This window comes from Streptomyces sp. NPDC001781, assembly GCF_053596035.1.
Genome location: NZ_JBSFFI010000013.1, coordinates 80,582 through 105,983 on the forward strand (window position 1 = coordinate 80,582; position 25,402 = coordinate 105,983).

A 25,402-nucleotide genomic window follows, 5' to 3' on the forward strand; every position below is an offset into this window, starting at 1 on the left:
GGCGCGATCTCATATCTGAGATAGCCTCAACCTCATGTCAGACGACTACCTCGTACGCATCGGCAAGCTCATCCGTGACGCCCGGCAGCACCGTGGCTGGACTCAGGCGCAGCTCGCGGACGCGCTCGGCACCAGCCAGAGCGCGGTCAACCGCATCGAGCGCGGCAACCAGAACATCAGCCTTGAGATGATCGCCCGGATCGGTGAAGCTCTGGACAGCGAGATCGTGTCGCTGGGCTACGCGGGTCCGATGCACCTGCGGGTGGTCGGCGGCCGCCGGCTGTCCGGCGCCATCGACGTCAAGACGAGCAAGAACGCATGTGTGGCCCTGCTGTGCGCGTCCCTGCTCAACAAGGGGCGCACGGTGCTGCGCCGGGTGGCGCGGATCGAGGAGGTCTACCGCCTGCTGGAGGTCCTGAACTCCATCGGCGTGCGCACCCGCTGGATCAACGACGGCGTGGACCTGGAGCTGGTCCCGCCGGCCGAGCTGGAGATGGACGCGATCGACGCGGAGGCGGCCGTCCGCACCCGCTCGATCATCATGTTCCTCGGCCCTCTGCTGCACCGCATGGACCGCTTCATGCTGCCGTACGCGGGCGGCTGCGACCTCGGCACCCGCACCATCGAGCCGCACATGATCGCGCTGCGCCGGTTCGGCCTGGACATCGCGGCGACCGAGGGCCAGTACCACGCGGTGGTGGACCGCACGGTCCACCCGGACCGCCCGATCGTGCTGACCGAGCGCGGCGACACCGTGACGGAGAACGCGCTGCTGGCGGCGGCCCGCCACGACGGCGTGACCGTCATCCGCAACGCGTCGTCGAACTACATGGTCCAGGACCTCTGCTTCTTCCTGGAGGCCCTGGGCGTGCGGGTCGAGGGCATCGGCACCACCACGCTCACCGTGCACGGTGTGCCGAACATCGACATCGATGTCGACTACTCCCCCTCCGAGGACCCGGTCGAGGCGATGAGCCTGGTCGCGGCGGCCGTGGTGACGGAGTCGGAGCTGACGGTGCGCCGGGTGCCGATCGAGTTCCTGGAGATCGAGCTGGCGGTCCTGGAGGAGATGGGCCTCGACCACGACCGCAGCCGCGAGTACTTCGCGGACAACGGCCGCACCCGCCTGGTCGACCTCACGGTCCGCCCCTCCAAGCTGGAGGCGCCGATCGACAAGATCCACCCGATGCCGTTCCCCGGCCTCAACATCGACAACGTCCCCTTCTTCGCGGCCATCGCCGCCGTCGCCCAGGGCCAGACCCTCATCCACGACTGGGTCTACGACAACCGCGCCATCTACCTCACCGACCTCAACCGCCTCGGCGGCCGCCTCCAGCTGCTGGACCCCCACCGCGTCCTGGTCGAGGGCCCGACGCGCTGGCGCGCCGCCGAGATGATGTGCCCGCCGGCCCTGCGCCCCGCCGTCGTCGTCCTCCTGGCCATGATGGCCGCCGAGGGCACATCGGTACTGCGCAACGTGTACGTCATCAACCGGGGGTACGAGGATCTGGCGGAGCGGCTGAACTCCATCGGGGCGCAGATCGAGATCTTCCGGGACATCTGAAGGTCCTCGGAATAGACGCCGCCATACCCCTTCTGACCTGGATAAACGCGAGACAGGAGGGGGCGTGGCGACGCCTCTGGGACTTTTCTGGGACTTTTGGTCGGAACCGAAGGCGTCATCTTGCGGGCCGGAGCGAGTCCGGGAATGCCAGCGCGCTACGACGAAGCCCCGGCCCATCGGCCGGGGCTTCGTCGTCTCACAAGAGTCCAACCGACTCAGACCGGCGGGTACAAGTCCTCCCCCGGCGGGGCGCTACGGTCGATGACTCGTTGGAGGTCGAAGACCAGGGTAAGCCGACCGCCAGCCACCCGGCTCCCAGGCCGCGTGATCTTCACTGACCGCGACCCGTTCGAGAAGCGCGCACTGCCGTTCATTCAGGGCGGACCACCGATGCACGAACATCAGCCCACACCGCGCCCGCAGGCCCTGCGCTGGCCGAATGAGTGCCTACGGTCAGTCGGAGTCCCCGGAGACTCTTCTGGGACTCCCGGCTGCATCAACGGGTACAAGCGTGAAACAGCCGAAAGGCCGTTCGTGCAAGTCAGCGACGCACGACCGTCATCGCAGCAGGCACGCCGTCCGCTGGTCCCTTTCGGGACATCTGAGAATCCTCAGGGAAGATGGCGCGAAATACCCCTTGCCCCGCACACATTCAGAGCGTGAGGGGGCCTCCGGGTGTCCCTGGGACTTTCGGCCGTACTTCGAGGCATCAGGCTCACGATGGTGGGGAGAACACGAGCCCCGGGTTTCGACTTGGCTGTCATGACCCGGGGCGGCGCCCCCGATGCGATGGACGGGTGCTGAGTCGAGCCACTCAACCCCGTTCGTACATGGATGAGTTGCTTCCCGCAGGCCGGCTCGTGGCCGCCGCCCGGGCCGCCGTCCTCCCGTTGATCACGGCGCCCGAGCCGCACCGGCTACGGGGCGCGTGTGCGTGCGTGGGGTACCTCTGCGCGGTCGCCGCGCTGTCGGCGCACTCCTGCAGCCGGGCCGTCTCGGTCCGGGTGCGCCTTCGGCGGTGCCGTCGTCGTGCCGCTCGTTCTGCCGTTCCTGACCGGGGCGGCGCCGAGCGAGGTCGGCGTGGTCGAGCGCTCCGGCCCGCTGACGCCGCATCACCGCAGCCGCGGACCGGGGGGCGAAGGCGGGTGACCCGACGGGGCGGCCGGCAGCCCGCCGGCCCGGTGACGAGCACGCTCCGGGCAGGATCTCCTCGGATACGGTGGGTCCCCCGATCGGACGGTCCGTCGGCGGATGTCTTGTGCACGGAGGCTGAAGGATGGACCGGGCGTTGCTGGCCGATTTCCTGCGGGCGCGCCGTGAGGTGCTGCAGCCGGAGGATGTAGGGCTCCCTCGCGGTTCGCGGCGCCGTACCGGTGGGCTGCGGCGTGAGGAGGTGGCCGCACTGGCCGGTATGTCGGTGGACTACTACAGCCGGATCGAGCAGCAGCGTGGCCCCGTGCCGTCCGAGCAGGTGCTCGCCGGGATCGCCCGGGGGCTGCACCTCAGCCTGAGCGAGCGGGACTACCTCTTCGAGCTCGGAGGGCACTCGGCGCCGCGGCGGGGGCTGTATGACGATCACGTCAGTCCCACCATGATGCGCATCATCGAACGGCTCGCGGACACACCCGCGTTGGTGATGTCCCGGTTCAACGAGACGCTGCTGCAGACCGGGCCGGCGGTCGCGCTGTTGGGCGACTACACCCGCTTCAGCGGACTGTCACGCTATCTGGTCTACCGCTGGTTCACCGACCCGGCCCAGCGCGACCTGTACCCCGTCGAGGACCACGATCTGCGTGGCAGGGTCTTCACCGCGGAACTTCGGGCGGCGTACACGGCGGATCCGACGGGCAGGGCCGGTGAGATCGTCGACGCCCTGCAGGCGGCCAGTCCGGAGTTCACCAGGGTCTGGCGGTTGCACGAGGTGGATGTGACCCACCACAACGACCTCAAGCGCTACCGGCATCCCGAGCTGGGCGAGCTGGAGCTGTACTGCCAGCGCCTGGTCGACACCGACCAGGCCCAGGAACTGCTGGTCTTCTCCGCCACACCCGGCTCACCCAGCTACGAGAAGCTTCATCGCCTTTCCACGTCGGCGGTGGAGAAGCAGTCCCGACCGAGAAGTCCTCGGGCGCGCCGGTTGCGCGGCGGAACGAACACTTCGCGCCGTGCGACCACAGGCCAGTCGCCTGCCCTGCACCGCGTGGACAGCCAGGGACAACCTGTCCGTGGACAAGCACTGCCTTCATCCGAGTGCTGACGCACGCCACGCTTGCTCAGTCGGACAGCGAGGCCGGGACACGACCTGCGCGGCAGGTCCCTCACCGCGGACCCGGAGCTTCGGCTCCTGCCCGTCGTGGGCGCTCCGGGCCTCGCAGTCCGGCCGGCCTGCTCACCCGTGAAGAGTCGTTGCTTCGCACAGGAAGCAGGGCTCGACCCAGGAGTGCTTCGGGAGCGAAGCACCTCGCGTGCATCGGAAGACGAGGATTTCCATGAAGGCAGTGCGTTTCCACGAGTACGGCGACCCGAGCGTCCTGCGGCACGAGGACGTCGAGCGGCCCACCCCCGGCGCCGGGGAGGTTCTCATCCGGGTCGCCGCGACATCGTTCAACGGTGTCGACGGCAACATCCGCGGGGGCTTCATGCAGGGCCCCATCCCGGTGGCGTTGCCGCACACTCCCGGCATCGACGTCTCCGGCACGGTCGACACGCTGGGTGAGGGCGTGGCCGGCGTCGAAGCCGGCGACCGGGTCGTCGGCTTCCTGCCGATGACGGGCGACGGCGCGGCCGCGGAGTACGTGGTGGCTCCGGCCGCGGTCCTGGCGCCGGCGCCTCGGAGCATTCCGCTGCCCGACGCGGCCGCGCTGCCGTTGGTGGGGCTGACCGCCTGGCAAGCCCTCTTCGATCACGCGAAGCTGACGGCGGGGCAGCGCGTGCTCGTCAACGGTGCGGGCGGCGCGGTCGGCGGCTACGCCGTACAGCTGGCCAAGAACGCCGGCGCCCACGTGATCGCCACGGCCGGGCCGCGCAGCCACGAGCGCGTCGTGGCGGCGGGTGCCGACGAGGTCGTCGACCACACCGTCACCGAGGTGAGCGCGGCGGTGACCGAACCGGTCGACGTCGTCCTCAACCTCGCGCCGGTCGAACCGTCTCGGCTGGCCGCGCTGCCCGCCCTGATCCGTCCCGGTGGGGTGCTGGTGAACACCACGGTGTGGATGCCTGCGCCCGGGGACGAACGACGCGGCGTGCGCGGTGTCGACCTGTTCGTCGAGAGCGACGCCGAACAGCTGTCACGACTGGTGGCACTGGTCGACTCCGGCACTCTGCGGGTCGACGTGGCACAGCGAGTGCCGCTGGCGCAGCTGCCCTCGGTCCACGCCCGCGCCGCAGCGGGCGAGCTGCACGGCAAGGTGGTCATCGTCGCGTCCGCCGGCTGACACGGACACCGCCCTGTGCGCGGATCCCGGAGACGGTCCGGGTGCCCGGCGCCTTCCGCGATCCGCCCGGCGGGCACCACGTTCACCGTCAGAGGGCCGCCTCGGACGGCGATCCACGCGAGCCCCCGGCAGGCGGACGCGGGTGCGCCGGCTCCCCCTGCCCTCAACTGACCGACCTTTGAAGGAGAAGACCCCGATGATCCCTGACGACGACCTGTCCCGCGCGCTGACCGTGGCGGACCCCGACGACCCCGGCACCCCGTACATATCCCTGGTGGGCAACACGTACGCCATGCTGATCACCGGCGAGCAGACCGACGGCAGGTACTGCCTGATCGATATGCGCGTCCCCGACGGTGGCGGCCCGCCGCCGCACCGGCACGACTTCGAGGAGATGTTCACGGTCCTCGAGGGCGAGATCGAGTTCACCTTCCGCGGCGACAAGCACACCGTGCGGGCCGGGTCCACGATCAACATCCCGGCCAACGCGCCGCACAACTTCCGCAACGCATCGGGGGCGCCGGCCCGCATGCTGTGCATGTGCACACCCGCCGGCCAGGACGAGTACTTCACCCGTATCGGCGATGCCGTCGCGGGCAAGGACGCGCCCCCGCCCCGGCTGTCCCAGGCCGACCTCGCCGAGCGCCGCCGCCGCGCGGCCGAGTTGGCCCCGGCCTACCGGAGCGAGTTCCTGTGACCAAGGGCTGTCCCGTGATCCGCGCTTGGCCCGGACACCGGTCGACGGGGTGACGTACCCGGGAGAGGCAGTCCGGGTCGAGTGCCGGAGCACTTGAGACGACAATCCCAGCTCCCCATTGACAATGCGACAGGTGCTGCGCTGCACTGTTCAGCTCTCGCTGCAATGCGTAGAAACGCCCGCGCGAGAACGGTGCGTGAATTCGAGGAGAATGCTCCGTGCCCGATGTCAGCCGTCGCAGGTTCTTGCAGATCGCCGCCGGAAGCGCGGCCGCCACGCAGCTGTCCGACGGGATCGCGCGGGCGGCCTCGATCGCGCCCGCTGTGCGGAGCGGTACGCTCGCCGACGTGGAGCACGTCGTCGTGCTGATGCAGGAGAACCGGTCCTTCGACCACTACTTCGGCACGCTGAGAGGGGTGCGGGGGTTCGGGGACGCGCGGCCGGTCGGACTTCCTTCGGGGAAGAGCGTGTTCCACCAGGCCGACGGGGCCGGACGGGAGACGCTGCCGTTCCGGCCGGACACCGACCGGCTCGGGATGCGGTTCCTCCAGGATCTGGACCACAGCTGGGCGGGGACGCACGCCGCGTTCGACGGTGGCCTCTACGACAAGTGGATTCCCGCCAAGTCCACGACGACGATGGCCTATCTGACCCGCGCCGACATTCCGTACCATTACGCGCTCGCGGACGCGTTCACCGTCTGCGACGCGTACCACTGCTCGATGCTGAGTTCCACGGATCCGAACCGTTACTACATGTACACCGGTTATTCCGGGAACGACGGCAAGGGTGGCGGGCCGGTACTCGGGAATGAGGAGGCCGGGTATTCCTGGACCACTTTCCCGGAGATCCTCCAGCAGGCGGGCGTCTCCTGGAAGGTGTACCAGGACACCGGCACCGGGCTGGACGCGGCCGGCGGCTGGGGGTGGACCGGCGACGCGTTCATCGGCAACTACGGTGACAACTCCCTGCTGTTCTTCGACCAGTACCGCGACTCCAGGCCCGGTGACCCCCTCTACGACCGCGCCCGCACCGGCACCAAGGCTGCGAACGGCGACGGCTACTTCGACCGCCTGCGCGCCGACGTGGCCGCCGGCACCCTCCCCCAGGTCTCCTGGATCGCCGCCCCCGAGGCGTTCAGCGAACACCCCAACTGGCCTGCCAACTACGGTGCCTGGTACATCTCCCAGGTCCTGGACGCCCTCACCTCTGACCCGGACGTCTGGAGCCGCACCGTTCTGCTGCTCACCTACGACGAGAACGACGGCTTCTTCGACCACGTCGTACCGCCCTTCCCGCCCGCCTCCGCCGCGCGCGGGCTGTCCACCGCGGATGTGTCGAAGGAGCTGTTCGGCGGCTCATCCGGGTACGCGGCCGGACCGTACGGTCTCGGTCCACGCGTGCCGATGCTCGTCGTCTCGCCCTGGAGCACCGGGGGCTGGGTCTGTTCGCAGACCTTCGACCACACCTCGATCGTGCAGTTCGTCGAGAAGCGGTTCGGGGTGCGCAACCCCAATGTCTCGCCCTGGCGGCGCGCCGTCTGCGGCGACCTCACCTCGGCCTTCGACTTCTCCCGCGGCGACACCGCGGCCGCCGGGCTGCCCGACACCAGCGGGTACCGGCCGCCGGACCACTCCAACCCCGGCGACTACGTGCCCGTGCCCCCGGCCGCCGGAACGCTGCCGAAGCAGGAGCGCGGGACGCGGAGCGCGCGGGCCCTGCCGTACGACCTGGCCGTGGACACCAAGGCGGTCGGCGGGCGGATGCGGTTCACGTTCGCCGCGCTCGGCACCGCGGGGGCCGCCTTCCACGTCACGTCGGCCACCCGTACCGACGGGCCCTGGCCGTACACGGTCGAGGCGGGCAAGAGCCTGACGGACAGCTGGGCGCTGCCGGGCAGCTGCTACGACTTCTCGGTGTTCGGCCCCAACGGCTTCCTGCGCCGCCTGGCCGGCACCAACTCCGCCGTCGGCCCGGAGGTCACCGCCCGGCACGACAAGGCCACCGGGCAGGTGACCCTGACCTTCACCAACGCGGGCGACGACGCCGTCACCTTCACCGCCACCGACGCCTACGCTCCGGCCCGGCATCACACGTACACCGTTCAGCCCGGCGCCTCCCGGGTCGTCAGGGGCTGGGGGGTGGCCGCCGGGAACCGCTGGTACGACGTCACGGTCACCGCGAGCGGCGACGGCGCCTTCGTACGCCGGTTCGCCGGGCACGTCGAGACGGGGGCGCCCAGCACGAGCGACCCGGCGACCGCCACGGTGTGATCACGCGGACTACCGGCCCGCGCCCTCGGCCTGGGTGTGCGCCACCGGCGCGTCGGCGTGTCCGCGGCCGAGGCCGTGCTCGGTCCTGAGCCAGGCGACGCGTTCCATGTGCCTGGTCAGCGGGGAGGTGCGGACGAGGTTCTTCCACTCCGCTGCCGGGCGCCCGTTCTCGATGGCGGGGAAGTAGCCGGTGAGGCCCTTCGGGGGCGTGCTCGACTGGTCGGAGAAGACGCCGCCGTCCGCGCCGCGCGACGCCTTCACCTGAGCGGCGGCTCGATCCGTATGTCACCAACCCCTGTGTGGCATGCGCCAGTTTGCCGTCATCGTCCGCCGAGCAGTAACAGTCAGCGGGCGGTGTCGGCAGCCTTTGGGGGGCGCATGGCGTACGTGATCGTGGTGCTGCTTGCGGCGGCACTGGCCGGCTGGGCGGTGCGCGTCCGCGCGCGGAGGTTTCCGGGCAGCCTCGCTCTCGCGCTTCTGCCGAGGCATGCCGAGGACCGGCGCCCGCTGGCCCAGGCGCGGGCGAACGTGCGCAGCCTGGAGGAGATCGCCCGCTCGGAGGAGTCCGGCGCGCGGGCCGGGCTGGAGCAGGCCGAGCAGAACCGGGAGCGGGACCTCAGCGCGGCCGCGGACCGGGTCGCCGGGCTGGAGAAGCCCGGCCGCGGCAAGCAGCTCGGCACCCTGGGTGAACTGACCCTGTATGAGCACACGCTGGTCAAGCGGCCACCGACCGGGGCCGCGCGGTCCCTGCAACTGGCCGGACTCCGGGTCAGGTTGGAGTCCGGCGACAGCGCCTACTACCTCTATGTCCTCCAGGCCGACGGCACCCCCGAGCGGACGAACTACCCGCGACGTACCGGCGAGGGCGAGGAGGCCAGGGGGTTCACCGAGGACCGGGTGCGGGACTTCGGTGACGCGGTGCAGCGCGCGGTGGCCAGGGAGAACACCTTCCGCGCCACCCTGCCGGAGCGGTTGAAGCAGGCGCGGCACGACCGTGAGCTGCTGGAGCAGGACACCGAGGCGGTCGACCGGGCACGCGAGCGGCTGGCCGGGATCGAGGCCCGCAACAAGGACAACCCCCGCCTGGCCGAGGCCCGCGCCGAGCTGGAGACGGCCCGGCTGGAGTGGCGGCGGCACACCGGGCGGATGCCTCCGCCCTGACCGGCGGGTCATGCCCCGGACGTGCCGCCGGCGCAGGGGTCAGCTCCGGACGAGTGTGATGTCCCGGTCCTGGCCGGCGTGGAACACGGGAACCGGCACGAGTCCGCCCGGGCGCAGCTCCGTCACCTGGGCCTGGACGTGCGCGGTGCCCGCCTGGAGCGTCTCCGAGGAGACCTTCCCGGAGTTCTCCCACCGGTGCTCCACGCCGTCGCAGCGCGCGGCCCCGCCCCCGATGCCGTGCCGGACGCGCGGATCGGCCTGGCTGACGGAGGAGCTGACGAAGACCGGGCCGGTGCCGGGCAGGCAGCGGTAGGTGCCGGAAAGTGTGACGGTGCCGTCGGCCGCCAGGCGGGCGGCGGAGTCGACGGTGACGCTCTCGCCGGGGGCCGCGACGGCCGGGGCGGCGAGGGCGCACAGCAGCGCGGCGCCGCCGAGCGCGGCGGCGAGGACGGGGCGTACGGGCATCGGATGCCTCCCGGTGTGGGGGGTGGGGGCTCCCACAGGTACCGGCGGCGCCGGGCGCGGCCCGCGACCGTCACCCCATCGGTGGCGCGTCAATGGGCCGGGCGCAGTCGTCCCCGTAACCCGTTCCGGGCCCGCGCACTGATGGTGACCAGCAGGTATGCCGACAATCTAAAATGATCAACGTGTCCGAGCAGCACGCACCCAGGTCCCTCATCGTCACGCTGTACGGAGCCTACGGCCGCTCCGTACCGGGCCCGGTGCCCGTCGCCGAGCTGATCCGGCTGCTGGCCGCCGTCGGGGTGGACGCGCCCTCGGTGCGTTCCTCGGTGTCCCGGCTCAAGCGGCGCGGCATGCTGCTGCCGGCCCGCACCGCCGGGGGCGCGGCGGGGTACGAGCTGTCTGAGGAGGCGCGGCGGTTACTGAGCGCGGACGACCGGCGCATTCAGTCCACCGGGTGCGCCGAGGACGCGGGGTGGGTGCTCGCGGTGTTCTCGGTGCCCGAGTCGGAGCGGCAGAAGCGGCACGTGCTGCGTTCCCGGCTGGCCGCGCTGGGCTTCGGCGCGGCGGCGCCGGGGGTGTGGATAGCCCCGGCGCGGCTGTACGAGGAGGCCCGGCACATGCTGGGCCTGCTGGGCCTGGACGTCTATGTGGACCTCTTCCGGGGCGATCATCTGGGGTTCGCTCCCACGGCGGAGGCGGTCGGCCGGTGGTGGGACCTGCCGGCCATCGCCGCGGAGCACGAGCGGTTCCTCGCGGCGCACGCGCCGGTGCTGCGCGCCTGGGAGGAGCGGCCGGACACCCCGGCCGAGGACGCCTACCGGGACTATCTGCTGGCCCTGGACTCGTGGCGCGGGCTGCCCGGCGCCGACCCGGGCCTGCCTGCCCGGCTGCTGCCCGCCGACTGGCCGGGGGCGCGCTCGGCGCGGGTGTTCAGGGCGCTGCACGACCGGCTGCGGGACGCGGGCGCGGCCTTCGTCGGGGTGTGAGCGCGGCGGCCGGTGACCGGTCGCTCGCTCCGTGGCACCGGACGGCCGAAACGGGTGCCCCCGGGCTGTGACTGTGGTCACTCGGCGGGGGTGGCCGGCCGCTTGGCGCGACCGTCCCGTCACGGGTGTCACCGGTGATCGACAGGGACGTAACAGCAGCTACGGCTGGGGGTGGTGAGGCGTTCGGCGCGGCCTGCGGACGGGTACCGACCCCTATGGTTCCGGCCGGCGGCCACCGAGGGTTTCGAGGGCCGGACCCGTACCATTTCCTACAGTCGAAGGCAGGACAGCCTGCTCCATGAACGGACCCGCCGTGTACGAACGCCCCACCGAATCGGCCTCCTGGCGCATCGCGCTGCCGCACACCGCCGCGGCGGTGCCGGTCGCGCGTGCCCTGGTGCGGTCGGCCCTGGCCGAGGTGGAGCACATGGCCGACTGCGACACGGCGGAGCTGCTGACCGCCGAGCTGGTGGCGAACGCGGTGGAGCACACCGCGGGCGGCGGTCCGATCGAGCTGGTGGTGGAGCTGCGGCCGACCGGCTGCCAGGTCGAGGTGCACGATCCCGACCCGGAGCCGCCCGGCCATCTCACCCGGCCGGTGATCGAGGAGCCCGACCCCTGGCAGGAAGGAGGGCGCGGCCTGTTGCTGATCCGCGCCCTCAGTTCGTCCTGTGGTCACCGCCCCACCTCGTCGGGCAAGGCGGTGTGGTTCAGACTGCCTGTCGTTCCCGCTCAGCGTTCGGCGTGACCCCGGCCGCCTCGGCGCGGCCCAGCGTGGAGTGCCGGCGGCCGTAGGCGTGGTACACGCCGAGGCCCACCGCGAGGAAGACCGCGAACTGCACCCAGGTCTGCCAGCCCGTCTCGTACATCAGGTAGAGGCAGAAGGCGATGCCGAGCAGCGGCGCGACGGGGTACAGCGGCACCCGGAAGCTGCGCTTGAGGCCCGGCTCGCGGCGGCGCAGGGCCATCACCGCGATGTTGACGACGGCCATGATGGCGAGCGTGCCGATGGTGCAGAGGTTCACCACGGAGTCGAGCGAGGCGAAGGCCGCGGGGACGGCGAAGACGACCGCGACGATGAGCGTGCCCGCCACCGGCGTGGAGGTCCTCGGGGACACCTTCTCGAAGACGCGCGGGATCAGTCCGTCGCGGGACATCGACAGCAGGATGCGGGTCTGGCCGTACATCACGGCGAGCACCACCGAGGCGATGGCGACGACCGCGCCGAAGGCGATGACACCGCCGCCGACCGTGGAGCCGGTGACCATGTTGACCACGTACGACAGCGCGGCGGGGCGGCCGCCGACCTGGTGGGCGCCGATGGCGCCGATCGCGGCGACCGCGACGGCGCAGTACAGCAGGGTGACCAGGCCCATGCAGACGAGGATCGCCACCGGGATGTCCCGGCGCGGGTTCTTCGCCTCCTCGCCGGCCGTGGTGATGGCGTCGAAGCCGATGTACGAGAAGAAGGCCGCGGTGGTGCCCGCGCCGATGCCGCCCAGGCCCGCCGGGGAGAACGGGGTGAGGTTGCCGTCCTTGAACGCGCTGTAGCCGATGGCGCAGAACGCGATCAGGATGACGAGTTTCACGGCGGCCATCGCCGCGGTGGCCCGCGCGCTCTCGCGCACGCCGCGTACCAGCAGCACGGCGGCCATGGCGATGACGACGACGGCGGGCAGGTTCACCACGCCGCCGTCGCCGGGTCCGGCGGACAGCGCGGCGGGGAGCTGCCAGCCGGTGAGGCTGTGCAGGAGTTCGTTGACGTACTGGCTCCAGCCGACCGCGACGGCCGAGATGGAGATGCCGTACTCCAGCAGCAGGCACCAGCCGACCAGGAAGGCGGTGGACTCGCCGAGACCGGCGTAGGCGAAGGAGTACGAGGAACCGGAGACCGGTATCGCGCCGCCCAGCTCCGCGAAGGAGAAGGCGGTGAACACACACGTGATCGCGGCGAGGACGAAGGAGACGACCACGGCGGGTCCGGCCTGCGCGACGGAGTCGGAGAGACCGACGAAGATGCCGGTGCCGACGATGGCGCCGACACCGAAGCAGATGAGCTGGAAGAGGCCCATCGTGCGCTTCAGACCATGGCCCTCGCGGTCGGCGCCGGATTCGGCGACGAGCAGCTGTGGGGACTTGATGCGGGGAGCGGGCATGCGGGTGGTGCTCGTTTCTGGTGGTGCGGACGGCCCGATCGGGCCGCTGCGTCGGCGCGGCACGCAGGTGGGGGCCAGGCCGTCGGTCAGGATAAGGCCAGGTGAGGCGCGTCACGCAAGGGTTTGTGACGCATCCCGGAGGGTGGCGACCAGCACGGCCTTGATGGTGTGCATCCGGTTCTCCGCCTCGTCGAAGACCACCGAGTGCTCGGACTCGAAGACCTCGTCGCTGACTTCCAGCTCGGTCAGTCCGTACCGTTCGTGGATCTCGCGGCCGACCGTGGTGCCGAGGTCGTGGAAGGCGGGCAGGCAGTGCAGGAAGCGCACGTCCGGGTTGCCGGTGGCGCGCAGCACGTCCATGGTCACGGCGTACGGGCCGAGCAGACCGATGCGCTCGTCCCAGACCTGCTGGGGCTCCCCCATGGACACCCAGACGTCGGTGGCGACGAAGCCGGCCCCGCGCACGCCCTCCTTCACGTCCTCGGTGAGGGTGACGCGGGCGCCGGAGACGTCGGCGAGCCGGCGGGCCAGCGCGACGATGGTCTCGTCGGGCCAGAGCAGCCGGGGGGCGACGATGCGGACGTCCATGCCGAGCAGGGCGCCGGTGACGAGGTAGGAGTTGCCCATGTTGTAGCGGGCGTCGCCCAGGTACGCGAAGGCGACGCTCTCCAGCGGCTTGTCGGTGTGCTCGGTGATGGTGAGCAGGTCGGCGAGCATCTGGGTGGGGTGCCACTCGTCGGTGAGCCCGTTGTAGACGGGCACGCCCGCGTAGGCGGCCAGCTCCTCGACGACGCCCTGGCCGTGCCCCCGGTACTCGATGGCGTCGTACATCCGGCCCAGCACGCGGGCGGTGTCCTTGACGGACTCCTTGTGCCCGATCTGGGAGCCGGCCGGGTCGAGGTAGGTGGTGTGCGCGCCCTGGTCGGCCGCGGCGACCTCGAAGGCGCAGCGGGTGCGCGTCGAGGTCTTCTCGAAGATCAGGGCGATGTTGCGGCCGGTCAGGTACCGCGTCTCGGTCCCGGCCCGCTTGGCCGCCTTCAGCTCGGCGGCCAGCGCGAGCAGCCCGCGGAACTCCTCGGCCGTGAAGTCCAGCTCCTTGAGGAAGTGGCGGCCGGTGAGGGCGGTCGGGACTGTCGCCATGGGGGCGCTCCAGGGGTACGCGGTGCACTGACTCCGGTAATTCTATACGAGCCTCGGCATTTCTATTCAGGATGCGGCATGATTATGCGCAGACTCACATGGCGGGCGTTCCTACACGGGGTCGCGCTCGACCGGGCAGCTCATGCAGCGCGGCCCGCCCCTGCCCCGCCCCAGCTCGCTGCCCGGGATCTCTATGACCTCGACGCCCTGCTTGCGCAGATGGGTGTTGGTGGTGGCGTTGCGCTCGTAGGCGACGACGACGCCCGGCTCGACGGCGAGGACGTTGCAGCCGTCGTCCCACTGCTCGCGCTCGGCGGCGTGCACGTCCTGGGTGGCGGTGAGCACCCGGATCTCACCGAGGCCCAGGGCGGCGGCGATGGCCCGGTGCATGTGCTCCGGCGGATGGTCGGTGACCTTCAGCTCGCACTCCCCGACGCCGGGTTCGATGGTGTACGAACGCAGCATGCCGAGCCCGGCGTACTGGGTGAAGGTGTCGCCGTCGACCATGGTCATCACGGTGTCGAGGTGCATGAAGGCGCGCCGCTTGGGCATGTCCAGCGCCACGATGGTCCGCGCGGAGCCCGCCGCGAACAGCTTGTGCGCGAGCATCTCGACCGCCTGCGGGGTGGTGCGCTCGCTCATCCCGATCAGCACGGCGCCGTTGCCGATCACCAGCACGTCACCGCCCTCGATGGTGGAGGGGTAGTCGGCCTGGCCGCGCGACCAGATGTTGAAGCCCTCCTTCGTGAAGAGGGGGTGGTGCCGGTAGATCGCCTCGAAGTGCACGGTCTCCCGCTGCCGGGCGGGCCACCGCATCGCGTTGATGGAGACGCCGTCGTAGATCCACGCCGAGGTGTCTCGGGTGAAGAGGTGGTTGGGCAGCGGACCGAGCAGGAAGTCGTCCAGCTCCATCACGTGGAAGCGGACCGAGGCCGGCTCGGGATGGCCGGCCAGGAACTCCCGCTTGGTCATGCCGCCGACCAGCGCCTCGGCCAGCTCGGCCGGGGCCATCGCGTCGAAGGCGGTGCGCAGGTGGTCGGTGGCGAGGGGACCGTACTCCTTCTCGTCGAAGACGCGGTCCAGCACCAGGGCGCGGGCCTCCGGGGCGGCGAGGGTCTCGGTGAGCAGGTCGCCGAAGAGGTGCACCTCGACCCCCCGGTCGCGCAGGACGTCGGCGAAGCCGTCGTGCTCGGCCCGCGCCCGGCGCACCCAGAGCAGGTCGTCGAAGAGCAGGGCGTCCTTGTTGCTGGGGGTGAGTCGCTTGAGTTCGAGGTCCGGCCTGTGCAGGATCACCCGGCGCAGCCGCCCGGCCTCGGAGTCGACGTGGAATGCCATGCCTTCATCCTGGCCGCCGGGGGGCGCGTTCACTCGTCTCTCGGTGGTTTCCGCGCTCCCTCCTTTTCGTCCTATTGACGAGAACAGGTCACCCCGCTTATCGTCCTCATGACGAGAAGTGAGGGGTTCCCATGGCCGACATCACCCGGCGCCTCGGCTGGCGCCACCTGCGCGGTGTGCCCACGGCGCACATCCGGCACCATCGCTCGGGCACGCTGGTGCACGACGGGCCGGGGCTCAGCTTCTGGTTCCGGCCGCTGACCGCCGCGCTCTCCGAGGTGCCGGTGGACGACCGGGAACTGGCGATGACCTTCCACGCCCGCACCCACGACTTCCAGGACGTGGCGGTCACCGCGACGGTGACCTACCGGATCGCCGACCCGGCCACCGCCGCCGCCCGCCTGGACTTCTCCATCGACCCGGACACCGGCGTCTGGCGCGGTGCCCCACTGGAACAGCTCGGCACCCTGCTCACCGAGACGGCACAGCAGCACGCGCTGGACGTGCTGGCCCGCACGCCCCTCGCGGCGGCGCTGGTGGACGGCGCGGCGGCGGTGCGCGAGCGCGTCACCGCCGGGCTGGGCGCCGAGCCCCGGCTGCCGGCCACCGGCATCGAGGTGGTCGCGGTGCGTGTGATGGCGCTGCGCCCCGAGCCGGAAGTGGAGCGGGCGCTGCGCACCCCGGCCCGCGAGCAGGTCCAGCAGGAGGCCGACCGCGCGACCTACGAACGGCGGGCCGTAGCGGTCGAGCGGGAGCGTGCCATCGCGGAGAACGAGCTGGCCAGCCGCATCGAACTCGCCCGCCGCGAGGAGCGGCTGGTGGAGCAGCGGGGCACCAACGCCCGCCGCGAGGCGGAGGAGGAAGCAGCGGCCGACGCGGTGCGCGCGCGGGCGGAGGCGGCCCGGTCGGTGACGCTGGCCGAGGCCGAGGCCACGCGGACGGCCCGGCTGGCGGAGGCCGAGGCGGAGCGGACGGTGCGGATCGCCCGCGCCCAGGCCGAGGCCGCCCGCGAGACCGGCGAGGCACGGGCTCAGGAACGGGCGGCATGGCTGCGGGTGCACACCGAGGCCGGCGTCGACGGCGCCGAGGCGCTGCGGGCGCTCACCGCGGCCCGGCTCGCGGAGAACCTGCCGCGCATCGACAGCGTGACCGTCTCCCCCGACGTACTGACCGGGCTGCTCGCCCGGCTGAGCGGCGAGACACCGGACGGCACGCCGTGAGCCTCGCCCCGCGCGCCGTGCTGGTGCACCGCACCACGGAGTACGAGGAGCTGGTGGCCCGGCACGGTACACACGGACAGGCCGCGTTCTTCCTCTCCTCGCGCGGCCGGGACATCGAGGAGGTCGCGGAGCGCCACCGCCGCGCGCGCCGCGCCCTGGCCGAGGTGACCGCCGCCGTCCCGCTGAACTGGCGCCGGGCGCTCGTGGAGCGGGCCGACCTGGACCGCTTCCTCTTCGCGCCCGAGGACGTGGTCGTGGTGGTGGGCCAGGACGGACTGGTGGCGAACGCCGCCAAGTACCTGCACGGCCAGCCGGTGATCGGCATCGACACCGATCCGGGGCGCAACCCCGGCGTGCTGGTGCGGCACCGGTCGCGCGACGCCGCAGCCCTGCTGACCTCGGCAGGGGGCGCGGTGGACGAGCTGACCATGGTCGAGGCGGTCACCGACGACACGCAGCGGCTGGTGGCGCTGAACGAGATCTACCTCGGCGCGCCGGGCCACCAGACCGCCCGATACCGCCTGGGCCTCGACGGCGACAGGGGTGCCGTCGAGGCCCAGGCATCCTCCGGGGTCCTGGTGGGCACCGGGACCGGGGCCACCGGCTGGCTCCGGTCGGTGTGGCAGGAGCGGGGCGGCACCCTGCCCCTGCCGGCGCCGGCCGAGGACCGGCTGCTGTGGTTCGTCCGTGAGGCGTGGCCGTCCCCCGCCACCGGCACGAGCCTGGTGGGGGGCGACCTCACCGCCTCGGCGTCCCTGACGCTGACCGTGGAGTCCGACCGCCTGATCGCCTTCGGCGACGGCATCGAGTCCGACGCACTCCAGCTGACCTGGGGGCAGACGGTGCGGGTGGGCGTGTGCGGGCGGCGGCTGCGGCTGGTGGGCTGAGTCCGCGCCTACAGCCGCGGGTCCACCGGCTCCGACTCTAGCGCGAGGACGCCGAACACCGCCTCGTGCACCCGCCACAGCGGCTCCCCGTCGGCGAGGCGGTCCAGGGCCTCCAGGCCGAGGGCGTACTCGCGGACCGCCAGCGACCGCTTGTGGTTGAGGAACCGCCGGCGCAGCTTGGCCAGGTTGTCCGGGCGCGTGTACTCGGGGCCGTAGATGATCCGCAGGTACTCGCGGCCCCGGCACTTGACGCCCGGCTGCACCGGCCGGCCCTGCCCGTCGCGGACGAGCGCGCCGAGCGGCTTGACGACCATGCCCTCGCCGCCCCGGCCGGTCATCTCCAGCCACCAGTCGACGCCCGCCCGAACCGACTCCGGGTCGCCGGTGTCGACGTACAGGCGCCGGGTGGTCTGGAGCAGGCCGGAGGTGTCGTGCTCCACCAGCCGGTCCAGCAGCGCGAGTTGCTCGTCGTGCGGCAGCGCGGCGAGGCTGCGCCCGCGTACCGCCAGCACCTGGAAGGGGGCGAGGCGGACGCCGTCGAGACCCTCGGTGGGCCAGCAGTAGCGGCGGTAGGCGTCGGTGAACGCGGCCGCGTCGGCGGCGCGTTCACGCTGCCGGGCCAGCAGTGCCGACACGTCGGCGCCACGGGCCCCGGCCGCCTCCAGCGCGGCGAGCGCGGGCGGGAACACGGCACCGGAGGCGGCGCCCACGGCGGCGTACTGGCGGCGCAGCAGCCCTTCGGACTTCAGCGACCACGGCATCAACTCGGCGTCCAGCAGCAGCCAGTCGGTGTCGAGGCGCTCCCACAGGTCCGCCTCGGTGACCGCCGCGCGGAGCCGGCCGAGGAGCTCCTCGGTCACCGCGCCGTCGTCGAAGAACGGCCGCCCGGTACGGGTGTAGAGCGCGCCTGTGGGCCCCTCCCCCACCCCGAACCGCCTGGCGGCGGTCGCCGCGTCCCGGCAGACGAGGGCCACGGCGCGGGAGCCCATGTGCTTCTCCTCGCACACGACTCGCCCGACCCCGTCCCGCGCGTACTGCGCGAACGCCTCGGCAGGGTGCTCGAGGTAGCCGTCCTCCCGCGAGGTGGGCGTCGGTGCCATGGTCGGCGGCAGGTACGGCAGCAGGCGGGGGTCGACGGCGAAGCGGCTCATCACCTCCAGTGCGGCGGCCGCGTTCTCCTCGCGCACGGCGACCCGGCCCAGGTACCGCGTCTCGACCCCGCCCCGGCCGGTGACGTCGGCCAGGTCCAGCGGCCGTCCGTCCTGGCCGCCGGGCGCGTCGACGCGCAGGGGCCGGACCGGCTCGTACCAGGTCCGCTCGGCAGGGACGTCCACGATCTCGCGCTCCGGCCAGCGCAGCGCGGTCAGCTTGCCGCCGAAGACGGCGCCGGTGTCGAGGCAGATGGTGTTGTTGAGCCAGGTGGCCTCCGGCACCGGCGTGTGGCCGTACACCACGGCCGCGCGGCCCCGGTAGTCCTCGGCCCACGGGTAGCGCACGGGCAGCCCGAACTCGTCGGTCTCGCCGGTGGTCTCGCCGTAGAGCGCGTGCGAGCGGACCCGGCCGGAGGTGCGGCCGTGGTACTTCTCCGGCAGGCCGGCGTGGCAGACCACGAGCCGGCCGCCGTCGAGCACGTAGTGGCTGACCAGGCCGTCGACGAAGCGGCGCACCTCGTCCCTGAACTCCTCGCTCTCGCCCTCCATCTGGGCGACGGTCTCGGCGAGGCCGTGGGTGTGCTGGACGCTACGGCCCTTGAGGTAGCGGCCGAACTTGTTCTCGTGGTTGCCGGGCACGCACAAAGCGGTCCCGGCCGCGACCATGCCCATCACGCGCCGCAGCACGGCGGGGCTGTCCGGACCCCGGTCGACCAGGTCGCCGACGAACACCGCGGTACGGCCCTCGGGGTGGACACCGTCGGTGTAGCCCAGCTTGACCAGCAGCGACTCCAGTTCGGCGGAGCATCCGTGGATGTCGCCGACGATGTCGAAGGGGCCGGTGAGGTGGGTGAGGTCGTTGTACCGCTTCTCGGTGACGATCGTGGCGCCCTCGACCTCGGCGGCCCCGCGCAGCACGTGCACCTTGCGGAAGCCCTCGCGCTCCAGGTGCTTGAGGGAGCGGCGGAGTTCGCGGGTGTGCCGTTGGATCACCCGGCGGGGCATGCCCGCGCGGTCGGGTCGGGCGGCGTTGCGCTCGGCGCACACCTCCTCGGGCACGTCGAGCACGATGGCGATGGGCAGCACGTCGTGCTGCTTGGCCAGCTCGACCAACTGCCGCCGGGCGTCCGGCTGGACGCTGGTGGCGTCGACGACGGTGCGACGTCCGGCGGCGAGCCGCTTGCCCGCGACGTAGTGCAGGACGTCGAAGGCGTCACCGGTCGCGCTCTGGTCGTTCTCGTCGTCGGCGACCAGGCCCCGGCAGAAGTCGGAGGAGATCACCTCGGTGGGCGCGAAGTGCTTGCGGGCGAAGGTCGACTTGCCGGAACCGGTGGCACCGACGAGGACGACGAGGGAGAGGTCGGTGACGGGCAGCGCCCGTCCCGTGCTGGTCCCGCTCATGCGGCCTTCGCCTCCTTCTCGTCCTGCTCGGTGGTCTCTCGGTGGAAGACGGCCATCTGGGTGGGCGGTCCGACCTCGGGTTCGTCAGGTCCGATCGGGCGCGACTCGGCCGTGTAGCCGTACCGTTCGGCGACGCCGGCCGCCCAGGCGGCGAACTCGGCGCGAGTCCACTCGAAGCGGTGGTCGCCGTGCCGGGCGTGCCCGGCGGGCAGGGTCTCCCAGCGGACGTTGTACTCGACGTTCGGCGTGGTCACCAGGACGGTGCGCGGGCGGGCCGCGCCGAACACGGCGTACTCGAGCGCGGGCAGCCGGGGCAGGTCGAGATGCTCGATCACCTCGCTGAGCACGGCCGCGTCGTAGCCCGTGAGCCGCTTGTCGGTGTAGGTGAGCGAGCCCTGGAGCAGCCGGACGCGGGACGCCTGCCGTTCCCCCATGCGGTCCAGCTTGAGGCGGCGGCCGGCGATGGCGAGGGCGCGCGCGGACACGTCGACGCCGGTGATCTCGGTGAAGCGGGTGTCCCGCAGCAGCTCCCGTACGAGGTGGCCCTCGCCGCAGCCGAGGTCGAGCACGCGCGCGGCCCCCGCCTCGCGCAGTCCGGCAAGGATCGCCTCCCGGCGCTGGACGGCGAGCGGGGTGGGCCGGGGTTCCGCCTCGGTGTCCGCCCCGACGGCGTTGTCGATGTCCTCGACCTCGCTGTCATCGGTCTCGGCCAGGCGCACCAGCTCCAGCCGCTCCATCGCCTGCCGGGTCAGCGACCAGCGGCGGGAGAGGTAGCGGTTGGTGATCAGCCGGTGCTCGGGGTGGCCGGACAGCCAGCCCTCACCGGCGCGCAGCAGCTTGTCGACCTCGTCCGGGGAGACCCAGTAGTGCTTGGCGTCGTCCAGCACCGGCAGCAGGACGTAGAGGTGGCGCAGCGCCTCGGCGAGGGTGAGCCGCTCCGACTCCAGCACCAGGCGGACGTAGCGGGAGTCACCCCAGCCGGGGAACTCGGCGTCCAGCGCGACCGGTTCGGCGGTCACGTCCCAGCCGAGCGGGGTGAACAGGGCGCGCACCAGGTCCGGGCCGCCCTTCGCGGCGACGGCGGGCACCTCGATGCGCAGCGGCAGCGGGGCGGCGGCGCGCTCCGGGCGGGCCTTGCACACCCCGCGCAGAGCGGTGGAGAAGACGGCGCTGAGCGCCACGGCGAGGAGCGAGGAGGCCGCGTATGGGCGGTCGTTGACGTACTGGCCGAGGGCCGCGTCGGGGGCGCCGCCGCGGCCCTTGCCCTTGCCGCGCCGGATCAGCGCGATGGGATCGACCTCCAGCAGCAGCGCGGCCGTGCAGCGCTCGACCTCCGCCTCGGGGTAGAAGACGTGCGCGGTCCCGTGGGACGTGCTGAACGTCTGCGGATTGCCGGGGTTCTTGTGCAGCAGGAACCCGAGGTCGGTGGCCGGGGTGGCGGCGGTGCCGCGTGTGGAGATCGTCAGGAACACGTGTCCGAGTCTCCCGGTTCTCGGACGCGTCGACCACAGGTTTTCCCGGAGCCGGAGCCCGCCTCTCGCCGGCCGGCGGGCTCCGGCGGCGGGTGTCAGGAGACCTGGGGCATGACCTCGGCCGAGATCAGTTCGAGCTGGTCCAGGTCGTCGAGGTCGAGCATCTGGAAGTAGACGCGCTCGCAACCGGCCTCCTGGTAACGGCCGATCTTCTCGACCACCTCGGCCGGGGTGCCGGCCAGGCCGTTGGCCTTCAGCTCGTCGACCTCGCGGCCGATGACGGCGGCCCGGCGGGCCACCTCGGCGTCGTCCCGGCCGACGCAGGCGACCAGGGCGCTGGAGTACACCAGGGAGCCGGGCGCGCGGCCGGCCTCCTCGGCGGCGGCGCGGACCCGGCCGAACTGGCGCTCGGTGTCCTCCAGGGACGCGAAGGGGATGTTGAACTCGTCGGCGTAGCGGGCCGCGAGACGCGGGGTGCGCTTGGCGCCGTGGCCGCCGATGAGCACCGGGATCCTGTGCTGGGCGGGCTTGGGCAGCGCGGGGGACCCGGTGAGGTCGTAGTAGGTGCCGTGGAAGTCGTAGGTCTTGCCGGCCTCGGTGGCCCACAGTCCGGTGACGACCTCGAGCTGCTCCTCCAGGCGGGCGAACTTCTCCTTCGGGAAGGGGATGCCGTACGCCTTGTGCTCCTCCTCGAACCAGCCCGCGCCGAGACCGAGTTCGACCCGGCCGCCGGACATCTGGTCGACCTGGGCGACCTGGATGGCGAGCACGCCGGGCAGCCGGAAGGTACCGGCGGTCATGAGGGTGCCGAGCCGGATGCGGCTGGTCTCGCGGGCGAGTCCGGCGAGCGTGATCCAGGCGTCGGTGGGCCCGGGCAGGCCGCTGCCGCCGCCCATGCGCAGGTAGTGGTCGGAACGGAAGAAGGCGTCGAACCCGAGGTCCTCGGTGGCCTTCGCCACGGTGAGCAAGGTGTCGTAGGTGGCCCCCTGCTGGGGCTCGGTGAAGATGCGGAAGTCCATGACCTCCATCCTGCCCGCCATCGGCCCGGTGAGCAGCATCGGCACCACGGCGGGCCTGGTCCCGGCCTTCCGGCACCCCGGCACGGGCCCTGGTCCCGGCCCCTGTGGCGCCGACGCGCGGGCTCGTCCGCGCGGGTCCCGCCCCGGGCCGCTCAGCCCCGCTCCCCCTCAGGCAGCAGCTCCTCCCTGGCAGCCAGCTTGCGCAGCATCTCCAGCACCCGGTCACGGGACTCGTCCGCCGCGTCGATGGCTTCCATGCACTGCCAGTACACCGCCTCGTCGGAGGCCCCGCTGGCGACGGCGACCAGAGCCATGCCGACCTCCCCCAGCAGTCCGCACAGGCCCAGCAGGGTCCGGCGCGCATCGGCCAGCTCGGTGAGCCGGGCCGCGAGCAGGTCCCCGGTGTCCAGCTCGGGCGGGTCCAGCACCCCGCACCCCCGCCCCGCCAGCTCCATCAGCCCCAGCGCCTCCCCCCGCAGTTCCGGCGGCCCGGACACCGCCAGCCTGCTGCCGATCGCCTGCGACAGAGCCTGCGCCTGCCACACCTCCCGCAGAGTCCCCGCCGCGTCGGCACCTGCCACCAACGCCGCTCTGCCGACCTCGATGAGCCGTAACGCGTCCATCCGCCGCCCCGTCCCCGTCCATCCGTTCGACCGCACATACGTCTTCACTACCCAGAGTGACGCCACTTGGTGCGAAAAGCCAGAGGAAGCCGGAAATCTGTGGACAACAATTCGGAATCGGCAGAGAAATTGACTCCGCAGAGTGATAGTGGAGTGCACGAGTCCGGACGATCGGTCAGGTGGCGCTCTCCGCTCCGGGCGCCGGGAACCGCTCCTCGTTCCGCTCGATCTTCGCCGCGAGGGCGGCCAGGGGATCGATTCCCAGGACCTCGCAGAACTGGAGGAGATAGGCGAGGACGTCGGCCACCTCGTCCGTGACCCGGTGGGCGGTGGAGGGATCGGACATGACGGCGGCGGACTCGTCCGGGGTCAACCACTGGAAGATCTCGACCAGTTCGGCCGCCTCCACACTGAGGGCGGAGGCGAGGTTCTTCGGGGTGTGGAAGGGCTGCCAGTGGCGGGCGGCGGCGAACTCGGTGAGCCTGCGCTGGAGTCCGGCCAGATCGGGGTGTTCGGTCACGGCCTCAGGTGTACCACCGTGACACCCGCCGCCCCCGCGGCCCAGCCCGGATCGCTGATCGCGCCCACGCAGCGGATGTGTCCCCGCTCACCCATCCGGGCCGCCGTGGCGAGGAGTTCGGTCCGCTGACCGGGGTCCAGGCAGCGGTCGAAGCCGTCGGCCAGCACGGTGAGGGTGCGCAGCGCGTCCGGCACCTCCCCCGGCGCGTCCACCTCCAGCACCCCGGGCCCGGTCAGCAGGACCAGGGCCAGTGCGACGTAGCGCAGCTCGCCGTCGCCCAGGCGGGCCAGCTCCGTGCGGTGGCCGTGGCCCCGGTCGAGCAGCGCCCGTACCGTGCCGTCCCGCAGCCGCTCGGCGGCCAGGTCGGTCACCGGGCCCGCGCACCCGGCGCGCACCACCTCGACCAACCGGGCGTGTCTGCGGCCGCATTCGGTACGGGTCCGGCTCAGCACGTCGGCCAGGTTGTCGCAGCCCGGCAGCAGCCGGCCCGAACCGGCCGGCACCGGGACGCGCATACGGGCCGGCGCGGGATCGCAGGGGAAGACCGAGCGAAGCGCGACCACCATCTGCTCGGCGGCGGCCAGCACCCGGCGCTGCCCGTCCGTCTTCCCGGCCACCCGCAACGGCAGCAGAGTCGTGCCCAGCACGTCGTCCGGGAGCGGCGCCCGGGTCACCGGCGCGGCGCCCGCCGTGTGCCAGGCTGCCTGCACGGCAGGACGCCCCGGATCGCGCAGCGCCGTCTCCAGCAGCACGACCCCGTCCGCGCTGAGCCGCTCGCCCACGATGCGCAGCCGGGGCTCGGCCTGCACGGCCACGTCGAGCTGCACCGGACCCCCGGCGCCGTCCGCCGTGCAGCCGATCCGGAACCCGCGGCGCCCCTCGGCGTCCGGCCGGGCCCGGTCCGGCACCCAGGCCGCCGGATCGGGGAACACCTCCTCCAGCGCGGCTCCGCCGCCCAGCCGCGCGAGTGCCTCGTAGGCGGCGAGCGCGGTGGACTTGCCGGAGCCGCTGGGCCCTGCGAACAGGGTGACGGCGCCCAGCGGGAACGCGGCCCGGCGGTGCCCGGCGAACGCGGACAGCCGCAGCTCGGTGATCCGGGCGCGCACGTCGTACCCCTCGGGGAACGGGGCCGGAGGGGGTGTGGGGAGGGAGATGACCGACATGAGCGGACCGTAGGACCGCCCTCGCGGGGCGAACCGTTTTCTCCCCGGACCTTCCCACGATCGGGCGACCGCCCCCGCCCCCGGCGCACCACCCGCTCGGCCCAACCGTCCTAAGAACCTACGAAGGAGCGGCCCTCAGCCCGACGCCTCCATGTCCATCAGCCCGCTGACCTCGGTCCCCGGCGGCGTCAGCAGGAAGACGTTGCGGTCCACCCGGTGCATCCCGCTGGCCAGCCCGAACACCACACCGGTACTGAAGTCCAGCACCCGCTTGGCCACATCGCCCTCGGCGCCGGACAGGTCCAGCAGCACCGGAACCCCCGCCATCAGCGTCTCGGCGACGTCGCGGGCGTCCGCGAAGATGTTGACCCGCAGGACGACGAACCGGCGGCGCGTCTCGGTGTCCGCGTCCGGGAGCGTCCGGTGGCTGACCGCGGACGGCCAAGCGTCCCGGCCTCGCAGCGGCACGACCTGGGCGAGCCCTTCCCACTGTTCATCGGTGACGTCGTAACGGCTCACCGGCTCCCCCTGACCTGACTCGCTTTCGATGCCTGCACCAGCCAATTCTTACGCCAAGTCACCCGTTCGGCCCAACAACGACACACTGTGCGACTCGGTCCTGATCCGGCGTCCGGCGCATCTGACGTGCGCACGGCGCCGCCAGGGGCCGAGGGCGGCCCGGATCACAACCGCAACGAGGGGAACGTCACAGGCCATCGTGCTGCTGTCACCTGA

Annotated in this window: 21 protein-coding genes and 1 pseudogene; 10 read left to right on the forward strand and 12 right to left on the reverse strand. The window is 72.2% G+C overall.

Annotated elements, in window-relative coordinates:
- The first annotated feature begins 34 nt into the window (after window positions 1-34).
- From ACWCV3_RS14775 to ACWCV3_RS14795, 5 genes and pseudogenes are all read left to right on the forward strand, one after another.
- Window positions 35-1,564, forward strand: coding sequence for a helix-turn-helix domain-containing protein (locus ACWCV3_RS14775; RefSeq protein ID WP_364810771.1), 1,530 nt, complete (start codon window positions 35-37; stop codon window positions 1,562-1,564).
- Between the two features lie 1,276 nt (window positions 1,565-2,840).
- Window positions 2,841-3,650: pseudogene (locus ACWCV3_RS14780) on the forward strand (helix-turn-helix transcriptional regulator); the annotation flags it as partial.
- Between the two features lie 403 nt (window positions 3,651-4,053).
- Window positions 4,054-4,998: an NADP-dependent oxidoreductase gene (locus tag ACWCV3_RS14785; RefSeq protein ID WP_451223105.1), complete on the forward strand. Its 945-nt coding sequence runs from the start codon at window positions 4,054-4,056 to the stop codon at window positions 4,996-4,998.
- Between the two features lie 196 nt (window positions 4,999-5,194).
- On the forward strand, window positions 5,195-5,695 hold the full coding sequence (locus ACWCV3_RS14790; protein WP_451223107.1) for a cupin domain-containing protein: 501 nt from the start codon (window positions 5,195-5,197) through the stop codon (window positions 5,693-5,695).
- 218 nt (window positions 5,696-5,913) lie between these two features.
- A complete protein-coding gene (locus tag ACWCV3_RS14795; protein WP_451223109.1) occupies window positions 5,914-7,968 on the forward strand; it encodes a phosphocholine-specific phospholipase C in 2,055 nt (684 codons plus the stop codon).
- 9 nt (window positions 7,969-7,977) lie between these two features.
- Here ACWCV3_RS14795 and ACWCV3_RS14800 read toward each other — a convergent pair whose 3' ends face one another.
- On the reverse strand, window positions 7,978-8,229 hold the full coding sequence (locus tag ACWCV3_RS14800; protein ID WP_451223111.1) for a DUF4287 domain-containing protein: 252 nt from the start codon (window positions 8,227-8,229) through the stop codon (window positions 7,978-7,980).
- A 117-nt stretch (window positions 8,230-8,346) separates the two neighbouring features.
- Between ACWCV3_RS14800 and ACWCV3_RS14805 the strand changes: the two genes are divergently transcribed.
- Window positions 8,347-9,129, forward strand: a complete 783-nt coding sequence (locus tag ACWCV3_RS14805) for a hypothetical protein (protein WP_451223113.1) — start codon at window positions 8,347-8,349, stop codon at window positions 9,127-9,129.
- A 39-nt stretch (window positions 9,130-9,168) separates the two neighbouring features.
- Here the strand turns inward: ACWCV3_RS14805 and ACWCV3_RS14810 are convergent, their stop codons facing one another.
- Window positions 9,169-9,594: a DUF6299 family protein gene (locus ACWCV3_RS14810; RefSeq protein ID WP_451223115.1), complete on the reverse strand. Its 426-nt coding sequence runs from the start codon at window positions 9,592-9,594 to the stop codon at window positions 9,169-9,171.
- A gap of 173 nt (window positions 9,595-9,767) precedes the next feature.
- Here ACWCV3_RS14810 and ACWCV3_RS14815 point away from each other — a divergent pair, with 173 nt between their 5' ends.
- Window positions 9,768-10,580: a PaaX family transcriptional regulator gene (locus ACWCV3_RS14815; protein WP_451223117.1), complete on the forward strand. Its 813-nt coding sequence runs from the start codon at window positions 9,768-9,770 to the stop codon at window positions 10,578-10,580.
- Window positions 10,581-10,878: 298 nt separating this feature from the next.
- Entirely contained in the window at window positions 10,879-11,328 is a 450-nt protein-coding gene (locus ACWCV3_RS14820; RefSeq protein ID WP_451223119.1) for an ATP-binding protein, read from the forward strand.
- On the opposite strand, the gene ACWCV3_RS14825 is transcribed toward ACWCV3_RS14820, so the two are convergent.
- From ACWCV3_RS14825 to ACWCV3_RS14835, 3 genes are all read right to left on the reverse strand, one after another.
- Window positions 11,291-12,736 (reverse strand): amino acid permease, encoded by a 1,446-nt coding sequence (locus ACWCV3_RS14825; RefSeq protein WP_451223121.1) that lies wholly within the window; start codon window positions 12,734-12,736, stop codon window positions 11,291-11,293. The genes ACWCV3_RS14820 and ACWCV3_RS14825 overlap by 38 nt on opposite strands.
- 111 nt (window positions 12,737-12,847) lie before the next feature.
- A complete protein-coding gene (gene argF, locus ACWCV3_RS14830) occupies window positions 12,848-13,876 on the reverse strand; it encodes an ornithine carbamoyltransferase (protein WP_451223123.1) in 1,029 nt (342 codons plus the stop codon).
- Window positions 13,877-13,987: 111 nt separating this feature from the next.
- Window positions 13,988-15,211 carry an arginine deiminase gene (locus ACWCV3_RS14835; protein ID WP_451223125.1) on the reverse strand — a complete coding sequence of 408 codons (1,224 nt, stop codon included), beginning with the start codon at window positions 15,209-15,211 and terminating at the stop codon, window positions 13,988-13,990.
- Between the two features lie 131 nt (window positions 15,212-15,342).
- Here ACWCV3_RS14835 and ACWCV3_RS14840 point away from each other — a divergent pair, with 131 nt between their 5' ends.
- Both ACWCV3_RS14840 and ACWCV3_RS14845 read left to right on the forward strand, forming a co-directional pair.
- Window positions 15,343-16,431, forward strand: a complete 1,089-nt coding sequence (locus ACWCV3_RS14840; RefSeq protein ID WP_451223127.1) for an SPFH domain-containing protein — start codon at window positions 15,343-15,345, stop codon at window positions 16,429-16,431.
- Entirely contained in the window at window positions 16,428-17,318 is an 891-nt protein-coding gene (locus ACWCV3_RS14845; RefSeq protein WP_451223129.1) for a hypothetical protein, read from the forward strand. Before ACWCV3_RS14840 ends, ACWCV3_RS14845 begins: the two co-directional genes overlap by 4 nt.
- Before the next feature lie 8 nt (window positions 17,319-17,326).
- Here ACWCV3_RS14845 and ACWCV3_RS14850 read toward each other — a convergent pair whose 3' ends face one another.
- From ACWCV3_RS14850 to ACWCV3_RS14880, 7 genes are all read right to left on the reverse strand, one after another.
- Complete coding sequence (locus tag ACWCV3_RS14850; protein ID WP_451223131.1) at window positions 17,327-19,870, reverse strand: polynucleotide kinase-phosphatase; 2,544 nt, start codon at window positions 19,868-19,870, stop codon at window positions 17,327-17,329.
- The gene (locus tag ACWCV3_RS14855; protein WP_451223133.1) at window positions 19,867-21,342 is read right to left on the reverse strand and encodes a 3' terminal RNA ribose 2'-O-methyltransferase Hen1; all 1,476 of its coding nucleotides are present in this window, start codon (window positions 21,340-21,342) and stop codon (window positions 19,867-19,869) included. Before ACWCV3_RS14855 ends, ACWCV3_RS14850 begins: the two co-directional genes overlap by 4 nt.
- A 95-nt stretch (window positions 21,343-21,437) precedes the next feature.
- Complete coding sequence (locus tag ACWCV3_RS14860) at window positions 21,438-22,361, reverse strand: LLM class F420-dependent oxidoreductase (RefSeq protein WP_451223135.1); 924 nt, start codon at window positions 22,359-22,361, stop codon at window positions 21,438-21,440.
- Between the two features lie 152 nt (window positions 22,362-22,513).
- A complete protein-coding gene (locus tag ACWCV3_RS14865) occupies window positions 22,514-22,984 on the reverse strand; it encodes a DUF6099 family protein (RefSeq protein WP_451223137.1) in 471 nt (156 codons plus the stop codon).
- Window positions 22,985-23,159: 175 nt separating this feature from the next.
- The gene (locus ACWCV3_RS14870; RefSeq protein ID WP_451223139.1) at window positions 23,160-23,504 is read right to left on the reverse strand and encodes a nucleotide pyrophosphohydrolase; all 345 of its coding nucleotides are present in this window, start codon (window positions 23,502-23,504) and stop codon (window positions 23,160-23,162) included.
- Complete coding sequence (locus ACWCV3_RS14875) at window positions 23,501-24,667, reverse strand: ATP-binding protein (RefSeq protein WP_451223140.1); 1,167 nt, start codon at window positions 24,665-24,667, stop codon at window positions 23,501-23,503. The genes ACWCV3_RS14870 and ACWCV3_RS14875 overlap by 4 nt, the downstream gene beginning before the upstream one ends.
- 135 nt (window positions 24,668-24,802) lie before the next feature.
- Window positions 24,803-25,186, reverse strand: coding sequence for a cell division protein SepF (locus tag ACWCV3_RS14880; RefSeq protein ID WP_030802931.1), 384 nt, complete (start codon window positions 25,184-25,186; stop codon window positions 24,803-24,805).
- Between the last annotated feature and the right edge of the window lie 216 nt (window positions 25,187-25,402).

What these genes read in the sequence shown, in the direction of transcription:
- ACWCV3_RS14775 (WP_364810771.1), top strand. Translation starts at nt 35, where the DNA reads ATGTCAGACGACTACCTCGTACGCATCGGCAAGCTCATCCGTGACGCC.
- ACWCV3_RS14785 (WP_451223105.1), top strand. Translation starts at nt 4,054, where the DNA reads ATGAAGGCAGTGCGTTTCCACGAGTACGGCGACCCGAGCGTCCTGCGG.
- ACWCV3_RS14790 (WP_451223107.1), top strand. Translation starts at nt 5,195, where the DNA reads ATGATCCCTGACGACGACCTGTCCCGCGCGCTGACCGTGGCGGACCCC.
- ACWCV3_RS14805 (WP_451223113.1), top strand. Translation starts at nt 8,347, where the DNA reads ATGGCGTACGTGATCGTGGTGCTGCTTGCGGCGGCACTGGCCGGCTGG.
- ACWCV3_RS14810 (WP_451223115.1), bottom strand. Translation starts at nt 9,594, where the DNA reads ATGCCCGTACGCCCCGTCCTCGCCGCCGCGCTCGGCGGCGCCGCGCTG.
- ACWCV3_RS14815 (WP_451223117.1), top strand. Translation starts at nt 9,768, where the DNA reads ATGATCAACGTGTCCGAGCAGCACGCACCCAGGTCCCTCATCGTCACG.
- ACWCV3_RS14820 (WP_451223119.1), top strand. Translation starts at nt 10,879, where the DNA reads ATGAACGGACCCGCCGTGTACGAACGCCCCACCGAATCGGCCTCCTGG.
- ACWCV3_RS14825 (WP_451223121.1), bottom strand. Translation starts at nt 12,736, where the DNA reads ATGCCCGCTCCCCGCATCAAGTCCCCACAGCTGCTCGTCGCCGAATCC.
- argF (WP_451223123.1), bottom strand. Translation starts at nt 13,876, where the DNA reads ATGGCGACAGTCCCGACCGCCCTCACCGGCCGCCACTTCCTCAAGGAG.
- ACWCV3_RS14835 (WP_451223125.1), bottom strand. Translation starts at nt 15,211, where the DNA reads ATGGCATTCCACGTCGACTCCGAGGCCGGGCGGCTGCGCCGGGTGATC.
- ACWCV3_RS14840 (WP_451223127.1), top strand. Translation starts at nt 15,343, where the DNA reads ATGGCCGACATCACCCGGCGCCTCGGCTGGCGCCACCTGCGCGGTGTG.
- ACWCV3_RS14850 (WP_451223131.1), bottom strand. Translation starts at nt 19,870, where the DNA reads ATGAGCGGGACCAGCACGGGACGGGCGCTGCCCGTCACCGACCTCTCC.
- ACWCV3_RS14860 (WP_451223135.1), bottom strand. Translation starts at nt 22,361, where the DNA reads ATGGACTTCCGCATCTTCACCGAGCCCCAGCAGGGGGCCACCTACGAC.
- ACWCV3_RS14865 (WP_451223137.1), bottom strand. Translation starts at nt 22,984, where the DNA reads ATGGACGCGTTACGGCTCATCGAGGTCGGCAGAGCGGCGTTGGTGGCA.
- ACWCV3_RS14875 (WP_451223140.1), bottom strand. Translation starts at nt 24,667, where the DNA reads ATGTCGGTCATCTCCCTCCCCACACCCCCTCCGGCCCCGTTCCCCGAG.